Consider the following 13,834-nt stretch of genomic DNA (forward strand, 5'->3'; position numbering starts at 1 on the left):
CCAGCGAACGAGACGAGCTAGTCGAGAATCGCGGTGACTTCGAGCTCGACGAGAACGTCGGGCTCGAAGAGGTAGTCGACCCCGATGAGGGACGCAGGCGGCAGGGGCTGCGGCAGTTCCAGCTCCTCAGCGACGCGCGCGATCCCGTCCATGAAGGGCGCGATCCTCTCAGGTGCCCAGTCGGTGACGTAGAACGTCATCCGAAGCACATCCTCGAAGGACGCGCCCGCGCCGGTGAGCGCGCGAGCGGTGTTGCGCAGCACCTCCGCGACCTGGCCTGCGAGGTCCCCGGCCGCGAGGGGCTCTCCCTCTGCGCTGCGGGCGACCTGCCCGCTGATGTGCAGATGGCGCGTACCGGTGCCGACGGCGACATGATCGTAGGGCGTGCCGGGCTGAAGGCCGGCAGGGCTGAAGCGTGCAACTGACATGGAAGGTCCTGTTCGTCCGTAGTGGTTTACCATTGATACCTGGTAGGCGAAAGACACTTCAAGGAGACCTGGTTACATGGGCGATACCGCCGTGCGCGAGGACGAGCTGCGTATCGCAGCGCCGCACCGCGAGTTGCTCGACCAGGTGCTCGATAAGTGGTCGCTCAGCGTCCTCAACGAATTGTGCGAACGGCCGTCTCGATTCAACGCTTTACGACGTGCCATACCCGGCGTGACGCAGAAATCCCTCACGGCGACGTTGCGAAGGCTGGAGCGGAACGGTGTCGTGCAACGTCGGGTCATCAGCACACGTCCGGTGTCCGTCGAGTACCGGATCACGACGCTGGGCAAGACGTTACGGGCGCCAGTTGACGCGCTCATCGCCTGGGCGGATGAGCAACTGCCGGCCATCGAACGAGCACGCATAGCCTTCGACGAAGACGAGCAGTAGACGTCAGAACACCTCTCCCATCGAGGCTCGGCAGTAATCCGACTCAGCGATCTGCCGGATCGTCCGGTTCTGCGCCGTCCCTGTCTCTCATCCCGGCGTCAACCATGCCCATCGTCGCATCGAACTGCGTCATGACCAGCGCCGCGGTGCTCGCGAAACCGCATGCGAGAAGGATGAGCAGTGAGGGCACGAAGTCATCCGGTGCGGGCACCCAGCCGCCCAGTGTCCACGGCAGGACCATGGCGATGACGATGCCGAAGCTCGAGGCCCATTCGTTCACTACGAGAGAGCGAGAGGAGCCGGCCCCGCCTCTCGCGAGGATGCGCCGCCCCGTTTCGACGGTCATCGCGACCAAGAGGATGCCGAGGGCGATGAAGCTCAGCGCGCCCCAGAGAGCATCAAGTGACGCGAGCGCGAGCGGGACGAGCAGAGGGATGGAGTACGCCGTGAACACCCAGCGAATCGATGAGCGAAAGTACCGGTCCGCGGCCTCCGATGCCGCCAGCCGACGATGCATCTCCGAGTCGATGTAGAAGAACACGCCCACGATGAACGTGCCGAGCATCGTGCCCGATACTCCGGCCAGCCCCAAGAGGAAGTCGTTATCCGCGTTCGGCATCATCTGCGTCCCTCTTTCCCACGAATCGAGCAGCCCATGCTGTGGCAGGTTTTCGAGTCACGTCGGCGAGAGCTCCTTGCTGCACGATGCGCCCTGCATCGAGGACGACGATCTCGTCGGCAAGCGCATCGACGTCTTCGCGGTCATGAGTGACGAGGATCGTCGGTCCGCCGAACTCACGCAGATGCACGCCGAGGTCGGCACGCACCTCGTCGCGGAACTCCACGTCCAGAGCCGCGAGCGGTTCGTCGAGGAGCAGTGCTTTCGGTTCGGATGCGAGGGCACGAGCCAGCGCTACGCGCTGTGCCTGCCCGCCGGAGAGTGCGCCCGGGTATCTCTCCGCCAGGTCGATCAAGCCGAAGCGGGACAGCCAACGATCTGCGCTGCGCCGGGCCGCGGGCCACCTGCTGCCGCGGGCTCTGGCGGAGAAGGCGACGTTCTCGCGCACCGTCAGGTGCGGGAAGAGGAGCAGGTCTTGGAACATGACGCCGATTCCACGCTGCGCGGCGGGAAGGGATGCCAGGTCCCTGTCTCCGAGCCGCACTGCCCCGTCCACCTCCGTGAAACCCGCGATCGCTGCGAGGATGCTGGTTTTTCCGGCCCCGTTCGGACCGACAACCGCGAGTACACGGCCGGGCTCTGCTCTGAGTTCGATGATCACGTCGAAAGCGGGGCGTCGAATACGTGCGGAGATCGTCAGCTGTGCAGTCATACGGTTCCTGGCAGCCATCGGTCGCGGAGCGCGAGGAGAACGCTCAGCGATACGGCAAGCAGCACGAGGGCGAGTGCGATCGCGGTGTCGGGGTCGGAGTTCATCGCGAGATAGGAAGCAATCGGGAGTGTGCGCGTCACACCCGGGAAGGAGCCCGCGAACGTGATGGTCGCGCCGAACTCGCCAAGCGCGCGGGCGAAGCAGAGCACGGCACCGGCCGCGATCCCGGGTGCCGTCAGCGGTACGGTCACGAGACGAAAGATCTGCCACGGGCTGGCACCCAGCGAAGCAGCCGCAGTCTCGCTGCGACGGTCTGCCGATCGCAGCGCGCCTTCGACGGCGAAAACGAGGAAGGGCATAGCCACGAACGTCTGCGCGAGCACGACGGCGCCGGTGGTGAAAGGGATGGTGACGCCAACCTGCGTGAGCCATTGCCCGAGGAGTCCGCGCCGACCCAGCAGGAGAAGCAAAGCGATGCCGCCGACGACGGGAGGCAGCACCAGCGGGACGGTGATCGCCGCACGCAAGAGGCGCCGCGGCAACACCCGCCAGCGAACGGAACGGCTCAGCAGCACCGCCAGCGGGATACCGAGGACGAGGCTGAGGCCGGTCGACAACGTCGCCGTGAGCAACGACAGCCCCAGAGCCTGCAGAACCTCCTGTCGGACGAACAGCCCGGCGAGATCACCCCAGGGTGCGCGCAGGATCAGTCCGAGCAGCGGCAGAACGAGCAGCGCGAGACCGACTACGCCGAGAGCGAGGACGACCGGCTGCAGCCGTTCACGGGGCCGCGAAGCCGGCATCCTCGAAGACCTGACGTGCCTCATCCGAGCGGAGGAAGTCGATGAATGCCTGCGCGGCGTCCGGGTTCGTCGCCTCGGCGAGAAGGGTGAGCGGGTACTTGTTGATCACCTGCTGCGCCTCGGGCACGTCGATGCCCTCTACGGCACTTCCTGCTGCGACGACGTCGGTCACGTAGACCAGCGCGGCGTCGACCTCACCGAGAGAGACTTTCGTCAGAGCGGCGCGGACATCCTCCTCGAGAGTGTCCGGTTGGGCCTGGACTCCGGATAGGTCGAGCAGCGACTGCGCTGCAGACCCGCACGGCACTGCGGTATCGCACAATGCGATCGTCAGTTCGGGCCGGGCGAAGTCGGCGAGACCGGTGATCCCGGCGGGATTTCCCACGGGAACCGCGATCTGCAGTGTGTTGGTGACCAGCACTCCCGGGTCGACCGCCAAGCCAGCATCAACGACGGACTGCATCGTCGCCTCATTCGCCGAGAAGAACACGTCAGTCGGAGCACCAGAGATGATCTGCTCGGCAAGCGCCGACGACCCGCCGTAGCTAGCGGCGATGTCGACATCCGCGTTCGCATCCTCGAATCTCTCCGCGAGGACGTCCATCACGTCGGTCAAGGACGCGGCGGCCAACACCGTCACCGTTCCGGAGATCATGTCATCATCGCCCGCTCCGGCATCGGACTCATCGTCTATTGCGCCGGGCGATGAGCAGCCGGCGAGCAGAAGGATGGCGGCGAACGCGGCAAGAAGAGAAGGGGCGCGCAAGACAGGAACTCCTCTGGGAATCGGCTGGTCAGGCGAACGAAGTCCGCGACCTGTCTCAACCCTCCCGCAGCCGAGCTCGTGGGAATGGTCTGCGACTGCGGGAGTTTGTCTGCTCCCTGCTGTCTCGACGCTCCCGGCCTCGTCTGCTGGGGCCGGCTCCCTAGCCTGAGGACATGCCAGTCGATCCGCTCTCGCCGATCTTTCAGAGGCAGCGCGTCCTCGCGGAGTTCGGTGTGCCCGCTCAGGAGCGCCTGGCGAGAGCGCATGTGCTCGTGATAGGCGCGGGCGGCTTGGCGAGCACCCTATTGCCGGTCCTTGCTGCTGCCGGCGTCGGCACGCTCACGATCGTCGATGACGACACTGTTGCCGAATCCAATCTGCACCGGCAGACGATGCACACGCCGGGTGACGTCGGCCGCGGCAAAGCTGCCTCGGCCGCCACGAGGCTCGCGGCGCTTGCTCCTGATGCTGAGGTGCGCGCCGTTGATAGGCGTTTCGACGCTGTGACAGCTGAGGATCTGCTGCACGGTGTGGATGTCCTCGTCGATGCCAGCGACAATCCCGCGACGGTGCTGCTGGCAGACCGTGTTGCCGCTGAATGCGGCATCCCGCTGGTGTGGGGATCGGCGCTGGGATACGCCGGTCAGGCCGGAGTGGCGTGGGATGCCAGGGGCACCGATTACCGCGACTTGTTCCCGCACGGCTCCGATTCCGATGCGGACACCTGCGACGTGATCGGCGTGCTGCCGAGCGTCTGCGCCGTCATCGGGGCCTTCATGGCGACCGAGGCGCTCAAGCTGCTCACCGGCATCGGAGACCCGTTGATCGGTCGGGTCGCTGCGTACGACGCCCGCACCGGTCGCACCCGCGAGATCGTCTACCGGCGTGACGAATCCACGCGCGCCGCAGTGCAGACCGCGACGCCCGCTCCGCAGCCCTCGGATCAGAATGATGTCTCCCCCGAAGAACTGCGCGACCTGCTCATGACGTCCGAACCGCCGCTGCTCGTCGATGTGCGAGAACCGTGGGAAGCCGAGATCACGTCGATCCCGGGGAGCGTGCTGATCCCCCTGGGCGAGCTTGCCAGTCGGACTCGAGAACTCGGCACCGGTAATCCGGTGGTGCTGTACTGTCACCGCGGCGGACGCTCGCGTCAGGCGCTCGATCTGCTTCTCCAACTCGGATTCTCTGATGTGCGGCATCTCACCGGAGGAGTCGACGCCTGGGCAGTCCGCGTCGATCCCACGGCGAGCAGGTATTGACATGCTCCGCACACCGGTCGCCGCACACACAGCCCGAGTCCGCGCGCTCCTGAGCGCCGTGAGTCAGCGCACCGTCGAGCAGGTCGCCCTGACTCGTGCACTGGATCGGGTGCTCGCCCACCCCGTACGGACTCCGATAGCTCTGCCCCCGTTCCGGAACTCACAGATGGACGGCTTCGCCGTCCGTGTGACCGACCTTGCGCGGACACCACGCAGTCTGCCGCTGCGGGGTGAGATCCCCGCCGCCCCCGGAACACCTGCGCCGCTTGACCCCGGCCATGCCGTCCGGGTCATGACCGGTGCGCCGATCCCGGACGATGCCGACGCGGTCGTCCCTGTCGAACATGCCACCGTCCACGACGCGACAGTGACGTTCACGCGGAAACCGGACGCCGGAGAGTTCGTACGAGAAGCCGGCTCTGACCTCGCCGCCGGTGATCCTCTACTGCCTTCCGGCCTCCGGCTCGCTCCCCGCCACCTCGCGGCACTCGCAGCCGCCGGACTGGACTCCATCCCCGTTCGCTCGCAAGTTCGTGTCGCGGTGATCTCGACAGGAAGCGAACTGGCCACCCCCGGTGAACCTCTGGCTCCCGGCCAGATCTACGACGCCAACGGCCCCGCGCTCGCCGCAGCGGTGCGGTCCGCCGGTGCCTTCCTGGCCGATGAGCATCGTGTCGTCGACGACACGGCCGCCTTCGCGCGCGCCCTGGACGCCTCGTACGCGGCGGGAGCCGAGATCGTGCTCACCAGCGGAGGCATCTCGGCAGGCAGCTACGAAGTTGTGAGGGAGTTCCTGGAGCCCCTCGGGGCACACATCGATACCCTCGCAATGCAGCCCGGAGGCCCGCAGGCCACCGCCCTCTACAAAGACGTTCCCGTGGTGTGCTTCCCCGGCAACCCCGTGTCCGCGCAGCTGTCATTCATGCTCTTCATCGAGCCGATCCTCCGCGAGACAGCAGGCTTGCCTGCACGCCGACCCGAGCCACGGACCCTGGCCGAACCTCTCACCTCTGTCACCGGCAAACGGCAGTTCCGCCGCGGCGTGGCGTTGCCTGAAGGCCGGGTCGCACCGCTGGGCGGAGCCTCCTCGCACCTTGTCGCCGCCATGGCGGCATCCGACGTGCTCATCGATGTCCCGATCGATGCCGTCACCCTCGACATCGGGACACGCGTGGAGACCTGGAATCTATGAACGAACTGCCGCACCTCGACGATCAAGGCCGGTCGCGGATGATCGACATCGGCGGGAAGGCGATCACTCGTCGCACGGCGATCGCGACCGGCCGTCTCGACACGACACCGGCAGTGCTGGAGCTGCTCGCCACCAACCAACTAAGCAAAGCAGACGCGCTCCCGACAGCGCGGATCGCGGGCATCCAGGGCGCCAAACGCACCAGCGAGCTCGTGCCCCTCGCGCACACGCTGCCCCTGGAGTCCGTCACCGTCGATTTCGAGCTCAGCACCTCATCGGTGCAGATTCGGGCCGCGGTCGCAGCTACGGCGAAGACCGGCGCCGAGATGGAAGCCCTCACCGCTGTCGCCGTCGCCGGTCTCGCCCTGCACGACATGATCAAATCCGTCGATCCGGCCGCAGTACTCGGAGACATCCGCCTCATCGAGAAGACCGGGGGCAAGCGCGGGCATTGGGTTGCAGACGCACCTGAGCCCACAGAGCGCGGACACGCGGTCGTGATCGTCTCGTCCACGAGCACCGCGGCCGGATCGCGCGATGACCTCACCGGGCCGGCGATCTCAGGTTGGCTTCGCGACCGCGGGTATGAGGCAGACGAACCCGTGGTCGTCGCTGACGCGGATATCCATCGGGCGCTCGCGGATGCTCTCACCCGCGAACCGGCATTGATCATCACGACCGGCGGCACCGGTGTGCATCCCGAGGACCGCACGCCCGAGGCAACGAGCGCGGTGATCCAGAGAGCACTTCCCGGCGTCGCCGAGGCCATTCGGGCAGCGGGCCGTACGACGACTCCGACAGCCTCGCTCAGCAGAGCGCTTGCGGGGATCGCCGGACGCACAATCGTCATCAATCTGCCCGGATCGCCACGCGGCGTACAAGACGGCCTCCTCGCGCTGGAACCGCTCCTGCCGCACCTGCACGACCAGCTGGCCGGTGGCGGACATGCCTGAGCCGATCGGTTCCGTCACCACCGCACCACTGGACAAGACGTGGCTGGAGACACGGATACGCAGCAGGAAGAACGGGGCGGTGGTCACCTTCGAAGGCATCGTGCGCGACCATGACCACGGAGAGGATGTCGGGTCTCTCGACTACGAGGCGCACCCCGACGCAGAACGAGTCCTCATCGACGTGTGCGCGAGGATCGCGCAAGCCACGAACTGCGATGTCGTCGCCGCTCACCGCATCGGGCACCTCGAGATCGGCGACGTCGCACTGGTCGCGGTCGTCGCCGCTCCACACCGGGCGGAGGCCTTCGCCGCGTGCGGGAAGCTCGTCGACGCGATCAAGGCAGAGGTTCCGATCTGGAAGCACCAGCACTTCACCGACGGCAGATCGGAGTGGGTGGGGTTGTAGATACGCAAGAAGCACTCAAGCGCGAAACGCTGAAGACGCAATCACCGACGAAAAGAGGCCGCCAGATGACCGGCATTGAGATTGAACCAGACAGCTTCCATGGCAACGGACTGGCCCCGTCAGGAGTCGTCCGCTGATGTCATTGCTGCGTGGCGGTGATGCGTTCCCCCCTCTTGAACTGGTCGAGGTGGGAGGACCACGCCGAACGATCCCTGCCGAATTCGCCGGGCAGTACAGCGTGGTCCTCTTCTCACGCGGGGCAAGCTGCAGGTCCTGCGTAGAGCAGCTGCGTGCGTTCCAGCGCGGCCTACGGCGCCTGTCCGCCGTGGATATCGCCGTCGTCGCGCTGACTGCGGACGAGGAGCCAATGATCACGGAGCTCGTGTCGCGCTATGGCCTGACCTTTCCGATCGGACACAGCACCGATGTGGGGCAGATCGCCGCCACGACCGGAGCGTTCGTCACCATGGACCCGCCCCAGCTGCAGACAACCGGATTCGTGCTGGATCCCGACGGGAAGGTCGTGATCAGCGTGTACTCCTGTGGAACGTTAGGACAGCTCCTTCCCGACGACGTCCTCGAACTCGTCCGGGAGTTGCCCCAGCATGCGGATGCGACTCGGCAAGAGGCGGAGAGATGAAACCGATCGATGGCGTCTCGAGAGCGCGAACGCAACCCACAGCGAGCGCCGACGGCAAGGATGAGCGTGGCCAGAACGGCATTCCAGAGCGCCCCCTCTTGACCATTCCACGGCAGGAGTGACGATGGCCACGTCTCCCAACGCCTCAGGTGCCGCTGGTACCGCCGTCTGGGAGGAGCTCGCTCAGGAGGTGCTTCACAGAAACCCACGCGGCCGAATACTCGTCGCCATCGACGGCGTGGACGCTGCAGCCCGCACGCACTTCGCCAACACGCTAGCGGCAGCGCTGCGCGCAGTGGGACGTAACGCGACTCGTCTCACCGCAGCACCGTTCACGGACGACGATACGGTCCGAACCATGCTGCGCATGTTCCGCCTCAACGGACCTGAGAGCGGGTTCACTGACGCGTCTGAGCACACGGTGCTGATTGTCGACGGCTGGTCGCTGCTGCGCTCCAGTCTGCGTTCGGCGTGGCACTTCACCGTCTTCCTCGACGGCGGCGGGCCGGCCCATCCAGACACCCGTGAACGGCATCTGCGCTACATGCGCGAGGACACTCCACGCGAAGCGTCCGATGCCGTGTACGACGTGAGCGACGGTATGCATCCCCAGCGCTTGTACTTCGACTCCTGCTGACGCGAGGATCGGGGCAATACGGCACGATCGTCTCACGCAGAAAGATGACGGCGCACGAGACGAACGCGGTCCTCGATACGCGGAAGCCTCGCTATGGATCGAGTCTCAACCGTCCACCGTATCGCTCAGCCGCCGGAGAACGGGGGCAGCACGTCCACCTGCGCGGAGACCGGTCGCGCGGGATCGCGCGAGGCGATGCCGTCGACGAGGAATGTCCCCTTTGCGACGACCGCTTCGAGTGCCGGGTGAGCTGTGAGGAGCGCGTCCTTCGCCTCTCCGAGGGACCTCGCCTCGACGTGTTCTTCTTCGCAGCCGGCCGCTTCAGCGGCGGCTGCGAAGTATCGGACGAGTATGCACGGCATCGTCAGCCTCCGATCGCTCCCATAGAACGGGCCGGTCGACGGAAGCTCTTCTCATCCATCCCGTGCCCAGCCTGTTTATCCCACATCGTCGCCCGCCACGCGTCGGCGATGGCGGCATCGTCTGCTCCACTGCGCAGCATCGTGCGCAGGTCCGTCTCGTCGTCACCGAATAGACATGAACGTACCGAGCCTTCGGCTGTCAGCCGTGTACGGTCGCACGCTTCGCAGAAGCTGCGCGTCACGGATCCGATGATGCCGACGGTCGCCGGGCCACCCTCGACGAGCCACTCCTCTGCAGGAGCGGACGGGTCTTCACGGCCGGCCGGGGTCAGTCGATAACGGCGTCCGAGCACGGAGAGAAGCTCTTCGGCGGAGACGAGGTGGTCTCTGCGCCAGGTCTGATCAGCATCCAGCGGCATCTGTTCGATGAACCGCAACCGCACACCGTTGGCAAGCGCCCACGCCAGCAGGTCGGGAGCATCCGCGAGGGTCTCGCGCAGCGCCACCGCGTTGATCTTGATCGGGCTGAGCCCTGCGTGCTGTGCCGACTCGATCCCCCTGAGCACGGCTGGCAGGCGATCGCGTCGGGTGACGGCGGCGAAATGCTCGCGGTCGATCGTGTCCAGCGACACGTTGATCCGCGTCAGTCCGGCCTCCACAAGCTGCGGCGCCTTGCGATCGAGGCCGATCCCATTGGTCGTCATCGACACGGGCACGCCCGGCACGACTGTGGTCGTCCGGCGCACGATCTCGACCAGATCCGGTCGCGTAAGCGGCTCGCCGCCGGTGAAACGCACCTCGCGTACTCCGAGATCGTGGACGGCTATTGTGACCAGGCGCGCGATCTCTTCCGGAGTCAGCAACTCCCCGCGAGGGACTACGGGCAGGCCTTCCGCCGGCATGCAGTATGTGCAACGCAGTGAGCAGGCGCTGGTGATCGATACACGCAGGTCTCGCGCGATGCGCCCGAACCTGTCTACGAGAAGAGGTGTCTCGGGTCGGCCGATCGTTGAGCGCGCGCGATTGCGAACGGTCGGCATGCCGAGCGCAACAGGGCACATGGTCACAGACTTCTTCTCGATGTTTGCGGGAACCGAGGCCGCCTAGTGGGGCGTCCTGTTCCACAGTGTGGTCGGCGCAATCGCCTGTTTTCACCCCTGGGCTCATCACCTGCAGTCATGGGCAAGTTCCGCGCAGGACTAGGCGATCAGCGAGAGAGCTCCCGCAATATCGTCGGTTGTGTACAGCCAGACGACACGGAAGGGGCGATGTATGTCGTTCACTACTCGCGGATTCGCGGGACGTCGGCGTGGTCCCGATGATCAGCTCCCTCCGGGACAGACGCTGTTCGAGAACTGGCCGGTGCTCACTGCCGGTCCCACGCCCTATGTCGATACCGAGACGTGGGATTTCGCGATCCTCGATGAAACCGGTACCGAGCATCACTGGAACTGGGAGCAGTTTCTGGCGCTCGGTGCCGAGGACATCACGGTCGACATCCACTGCGTCACGCACTGGTCCAAGCTCGACATGGCCTGGCGCGGGGTGAGCCTGGACAAGCTGTTCGAGAACGTCGAGACGTCCCATGATTACGTCATGGCGCACTCCTACGGCGGGTACACCACGAATGTGCCGCTCGAGGATCTCCTGGACGGCAAAGCCTGGATCGCGACCGAGGCCGAAGGCGCTCCCCTCGACGCGGAGCACGGCGGGCCGGCACGTCTTCTCATCCCGCATCTGTACTTCTGGAAGAGCGCGAAATGGGTCCGTGCGCTGACGATGATGCCGACGAACGACCCTGGGTTCTGGGAGCAGAGCGGCTATCACATCTACGGTGATCCGTGGAAGGAAGAACGCTACTGGTGATGGAGCAGACCCGGCTCGCTCCGCCTCGCCCCCGCGTGAGGCCGGCGTGGTTCGTCGCCACGGTTTCAGAGGTCCGCCCGGAGACGCCGACCGCGGTGCGGCTGGTGCTCGATGTTCCGGGCTGGCCAGGGAGCGAGGCGGGAAGTCATCTCGATCTACGCCTGACCGCTCCGGACGGCTACCAAGCGACGCGGTCGTACTCGATCGCATCCTCAGAGCCGGGCGGAACGATCGTCCTCGCGGTCGATGAGCTGCCCGATGGCGAGGTGTCACCGTTCCTCGTCCGCGAACTGCGCGCCGGTGATCAGATCGAGGTCCACGGACCGCTGGGATCGTTCTTCCTCTGGCGCCCGGGACAGAGCCAGCGCCCCGTGCAGCTCATCGCCGGCGGGTCAGGCGTCGTTCCCCTCTACGCGATGGCAGCCTCCCATGCGGCCGCGTCCGATCCCGTTCCGTTCCGGCTGCTGTACTCGGTGCGTACGCCCGAAGACATCTATTTCCACCATGAGCTCCTCGAACTGTCGGACGGGTCGTTCGCCATGGACCTCGTGTATACGCGACGAGCGCCAGCCGGATGGCAGGAGCCCGTCGGACGGCTCACAGAGTCGACTGTCGCCGCGCGGACGCTCCCCCCGGAAGACCGTCCGCGCATTTTCGTGTGCGGTTCGACAGGCTTCGTCGAAGCCGTCGCGCCGTGGCTCGTGAAGCTCGGTCATGCGCCGCAAGACATCCTCACCGAACGATTCGGAGGCCTATGATGACCAGCCATCTTGACGGCAACATCCTCTCCGGGACTCTCGCCGAGTTCCTCGTTCCAGACGCAACGATGATCGAGGGACGCTGCGGAGGTTGCGGGCATATCGCGCCCCTTGGCGAATCAGTCGTGTATCCGGACGCTCCGGGGCTGGTCGTACGCTGCAACACGTGCAGCCATGTGCTGGCGACGATCATCGACGCCGGTGAACGACTCTTCCTCAGCTTTGCGGGGCTGACCGCGTTCGCGATGAAGAGGGATCAGGTTGAGGAGCCGGTCTCTGTCGCGTAGGCCCTGAGCTGTGCGATAGCCATGTCGAGAGCAGCACGCATCGGATAGATGTCTCGGCTCGCCTTCGCCAGAAGATAGCCTCCCTGGAGTGCCGACAGCAGCCCACTGGCAAGCGCTCGCGAGTCCGCATCGCTGCGCAACACGCCGCGTGTCTTCAGCCTCTCCACGGCATCGATCAGCATCTCCAGCCACTCATCGAAGTGGGCAGCGATCGCGCGGCGGGCATCCTCGTTGTGGTCTGCGATCTCGTTCGCCAGAGACCCGAGCGGGCACCCGTATGCGCCGTTGCGTAGCGCGTTCCGTTCGACGAGCTCGTCCCGCCACAGCTCGAACCCGCGCAGGGACTCCACTCGTCGAAGGCGTCGGCGCTGCTGCGTCAGGACGTCCTCTGCCCGGGTCTCGATGACTTCCTTCACGAGTGCGTCCTTGTCGGCGAAGTGCTGATAAACCTGAGACTTCGATGTCGCACTGGCGGCTCGGACGTCGGCGAGGGTCGTCGCGGCGACACCTCGCTCATACATCAGCTGGTTCGCTGCGTCGACGATACGTGCCCTCGTTGCCGCCCCTTTCGGCGTCAACCGGCGTGCACTCGTTCCGTCGGCAGTCACGCCTCCAGGGTAGTCTCCCCCGTCCGCAGGGATCGAAGTCGTCCGTCACGCGATGCCAGCCCGGCCGGTCCAGTCAAGCCCCGCGGAGCGGGAGGCTCGCATCGCATGCCCTCATAATAATGGACCTTTGAGTCCTTCTCCAAGTCGACCCGGATCATGTGAAGCAATCCGCGCCGCCTGCGTTTTCATGCTTCTAGAACCTCTCCTCGTTCGACACTCGGTTCGCGCTTTGGTCTGGCGAGTCCTTTTCTGTCGTCGTAGGCTGGTGGTCATGATGTGCGGGAAGCCACGCGGTTCACGGATCTTCCGTGTGCGCGAGAACGTCCGAGCCAAGGGCTCGATGCCGGCGCCCGCGCGCGCCCGTCCGCGAGAACGTTGCGTGCTCCGCAGGAGAGGGGCGTTCGGTGGACCTGCCTGTCAAGCTCGGTGACGCACAAGAGTTTCTGATGCTCGTTCCTTCCCCTCTTGCGGAGCGGGTGGCTGAGGACGAGCGTCTGGTCGTGGCGGCCTATCGGTTTCGTCGGGGCCTGGGCATCCGGGCCCGCCGGGCGCTGGCTTCACGGATCGAGCATGAGGTGACCGCCGCGCTGCACATCGTTCGGCCTGGAACGGTGGTGGTGGCCTTCGACGGTGCCGGCACGATGTCTCGGGCCCGTGTACACAGGTTGGCGAGCGGTGTGGTCGGTGAGGTGAGCAGGAGCGCCACCAATCTCGTCGGCGTGGACACGACTGTGATTGGAGTCGTGGTGATGTCGCCGGCCGAGCGAGATCTCGCCGCCGCGTGCGTGCGGCATGTCGCAGCGCAGCCACCGCACCGGGGCGACGGGCTCGTCTTTCACGCCAGCGATCTCCGCCGGGCAAACATCTACGAACTGATCGAGGAAGCAGTCCTGTGATGTCGGTCAGCTCTCCGCGTGGTCACGGCGAAGACTACCTGTTAGTCATCTACCAGCGTCGGAATGCCTCGGTCCTGTCGCTGCAGGGGCGGGACACCGAGCTGACTCCGGGGAGCATCGTCGTTGTCCCCCGCTCAACGGTGGGGAGTGCAATGCCCGCCGAGGACGCCGATCGCATGATCGTCGAG

Annotated in this window: 20 protein-coding genes; 12 read left to right on the forward strand and 8 right to left on the reverse strand. The window is 65.8% G+C overall.

The window, feature by feature from the left end; translation table 11 throughout:
• Positions 1 to 17 precede the first annotated feature (17 nt).
• Complete coding sequence (locus M3C17_RS17715; protein ID WP_074040868.1) at positions 18 to 428, reverse strand: RidA family protein; 411 nt, start codon at positions 426 to 428, stop codon at positions 18 to 20.
• A gap of 76 nt (positions 429 to 504) precedes the next feature.
• Between M3C17_RS17715 and M3C17_RS17720 the strand changes: the two genes are divergently transcribed.
• Positions 505 to 879 (forward strand): helix-turn-helix domain-containing protein, encoded by a 375-nt coding sequence (locus M3C17_RS17720; RefSeq protein ID WP_074040869.1) that lies wholly within the window; start codon positions 505 to 507, stop codon positions 877 to 879.
• A 43-nt stretch (positions 880 to 922) separates the two neighbouring features.
• On the opposite strand, the gene M3C17_RS17725 is transcribed toward M3C17_RS17720, so the two are convergent.
• From M3C17_RS17725 to modA, 4 genes are read right to left on the reverse strand one after another with little or no spacing between them, the layout of a single operon-like run.
• A complete protein-coding gene (locus tag M3C17_RS17725; RefSeq protein WP_143181275.1) occupies positions 923 to 1,501 on the reverse strand; it encodes a hypothetical protein in 579 nt (192 codons plus the stop codon).
• Positions 1,482 to 2,159: an ABC transporter ATP-binding protein gene (locus M3C17_RS17730; protein WP_074040871.1), complete on the reverse strand. Its 678-nt coding sequence runs from the start codon at positions 2,157 to 2,159 to the stop codon at positions 1,482 to 1,484. The genes M3C17_RS17725 and M3C17_RS17730 overlap by 20 nt, the downstream gene beginning before the upstream one ends.
• A 47-nt stretch (positions 2,160 to 2,206) precedes the next feature.
• Positions 2,207 to 3,013: an ABC transporter permease gene (locus M3C17_RS17735; protein ID WP_200829310.1), complete on the reverse strand. Its 807-nt coding sequence runs from the start codon at positions 3,011 to 3,013 to the stop codon at positions 2,207 to 2,209.
• Entirely contained in the window at positions 2,991 to 3,779 is a 789-nt protein-coding gene (gene modA, locus M3C17_RS17740) for a molybdate ABC transporter substrate-binding protein (protein WP_074040873.1), read from the reverse strand. Before modA ends, M3C17_RS17735 begins: the two co-directional genes overlap by 23 nt.
• 173 nt (positions 3,780 to 3,952) lie before the next feature.
• Between modA and M3C17_RS17745 the strand changes: the two genes are divergently transcribed.
• The 6 genes from M3C17_RS17745 to M3C17_RS17770 all read left to right on the forward strand — a co-directional run bounded on the left by M3C17_RS17745 (position 3,953) and on the right by M3C17_RS17770 (position 8,869).
• Positions 3,953 to 5,041 (forward strand): ThiF family adenylyltransferase, encoded by a 1,089-nt coding sequence (locus tag M3C17_RS17745; RefSeq protein ID WP_074040874.1) that lies wholly within the window; start codon positions 3,953 to 3,955, stop codon positions 5,039 to 5,041.
• Position 5,042: 1 nt separating this feature from the next.
• A complete protein-coding gene (gene glp / locus M3C17_RS17750) occupies positions 5,043 to 6,233 on the forward strand; it encodes a gephyrin-like molybdotransferase Glp (RefSeq protein WP_074040875.1) in 1,191 nt (396 codons plus the stop codon).
• Entirely contained in the window at positions 6,230 to 7,186 is a 957-nt protein-coding gene (gene moaCB / locus M3C17_RS17755) for a bifunctional molybdenum cofactor biosynthesis protein MoaC/MoaB (RefSeq protein WP_074040876.1), read from the forward strand. The genes glp and moaCB overlap by 4 nt, the downstream gene beginning before the upstream one ends.
• Positions 7,179 to 7,592 carry a molybdenum cofactor biosynthesis protein MoaE gene (locus M3C17_RS17760; protein ID WP_074040893.1) on the forward strand — a complete coding sequence of 138 codons (414 nt, stop codon included), beginning with the start codon at positions 7,179 to 7,181 and terminating at the stop codon, positions 7,590 to 7,592. Before moaCB ends, M3C17_RS17760 begins: the two co-directional genes overlap by 8 nt.
• A gap of 136 nt (positions 7,593 to 7,728) precedes the next feature.
• Positions 7,729 to 8,232, forward strand: coding sequence for a peroxiredoxin (locus tag M3C17_RS17765; RefSeq protein ID WP_074040877.1), 504 nt, complete (start codon positions 7,729 to 7,731; stop codon positions 8,230 to 8,232).
• Between the two features lie 124 nt (positions 8,233 to 8,356).
• Positions 8,357 to 8,869, forward strand: a complete 513-nt coding sequence (locus M3C17_RS17770; protein ID WP_131941899.1) for a hypothetical protein — start codon at positions 8,357 to 8,359, stop codon at positions 8,867 to 8,869.
• Between the two features lie 125 nt (positions 8,870 to 8,994).
• Here M3C17_RS17770 and M3C17_RS17775 read toward each other — a convergent pair whose 3' ends face one another.
• Both M3C17_RS17775 and moaA read right to left on the reverse strand, forming a co-directional pair.
• Positions 8,995 to 9,231 (reverse strand): MoaD/ThiS family protein, encoded by a 237-nt coding sequence (locus tag M3C17_RS17775; protein WP_074040879.1) that lies wholly within the window; start codon positions 9,229 to 9,231, stop codon positions 8,995 to 8,997.
• Positions 9,232 to 9,233: 2 nt separating this feature from the next.
• Positions 9,234 to 10,292, reverse strand: a complete 1,059-nt coding sequence (gene moaA / locus M3C17_RS17780) for a GTP 3',8-cyclase MoaA (RefSeq protein ID WP_074040880.1) — start codon at positions 10,290 to 10,292, stop codon at positions 9,234 to 9,236.
• Positions 10,293 to 10,503: 211 nt separating this feature from the next.
• Between moaA and M3C17_RS17785 the strand changes: the two genes are divergently transcribed.
• The 3 genes from M3C17_RS17785 (at position 10,504) to M3C17_RS17795 (ending at position 12,142) form a co-directional block, all read left to right on the forward strand.
• Positions 10,504 to 11,097 carry a molybdopterin-dependent oxidoreductase gene (locus M3C17_RS17785; RefSeq protein WP_046454460.1) on the forward strand — a complete coding sequence of 198 codons (594 nt, stop codon included), beginning with the start codon at positions 10,504 to 10,506 and terminating at the stop codon, positions 11,095 to 11,097.
• A 95-nt stretch (positions 11,098 to 11,192) separates the two neighbouring features.
• Positions 11,193 to 11,855 carry an FAD-binding oxidoreductase gene (locus tag M3C17_RS17790; protein ID WP_259979333.1) on the forward strand — a complete coding sequence of 221 codons (663 nt, stop codon included), beginning with the start codon at positions 11,193 to 11,195 and terminating at the stop codon, positions 11,853 to 11,855.
• Positions 11,852 to 12,142: a DUF6510 family protein gene (locus tag M3C17_RS17795; protein WP_239279598.1), complete on the forward strand. Its 291-nt coding sequence runs from the start codon at positions 11,852 to 11,854 to the stop codon at positions 12,140 to 12,142. Before M3C17_RS17790 ends, M3C17_RS17795 begins: the two co-directional genes overlap by 4 nt.
• On the opposite strand, the gene M3C17_RS17800 is transcribed toward M3C17_RS17795, so the two are convergent.
• Positions 12,112 to 12,750: a TetR/AcrR family transcriptional regulator gene (locus tag M3C17_RS17800; RefSeq protein ID WP_221844558.1), complete on the reverse strand. Its 639-nt coding sequence runs from the start codon at positions 12,748 to 12,750 to the stop codon at positions 12,112 to 12,114. The genes M3C17_RS17795 and M3C17_RS17800 overlap by 31 nt on opposite strands.
• 404 nt (positions 12,751 to 13,154) lie before the next feature.
• Here M3C17_RS17800 and M3C17_RS17805 point away from each other — a divergent pair, with 404 nt between their 5' ends.
• Together M3C17_RS17805 and M3C17_RS17810 are read left to right on the forward strand one after the other, a co-directional pair.
• Entirely contained in the window at positions 13,155 to 13,646 is a 492-nt protein-coding gene (locus M3C17_RS17805; protein WP_074040882.1) for a hypothetical protein, read from the forward strand.
• On the forward strand, positions 13,646 to 13,834 hold a 189-nt coding region (locus M3C17_RS17810; RefSeq protein ID WP_259979336.1), incomplete at its 3' end, for a hypothetical protein. The genes M3C17_RS17805 and M3C17_RS17810, both read left to right, overlap by 1 nt.

This window comes from Microbacterium sp. p3-SID336 (assembly GCF_025143365.1).
In the GTDB taxonomy this organism is placed as follows: domain Bacteria; phylum Actinomycetota; class Actinomycetes; order Actinomycetales; family Microbacteriaceae; genus Microbacterium.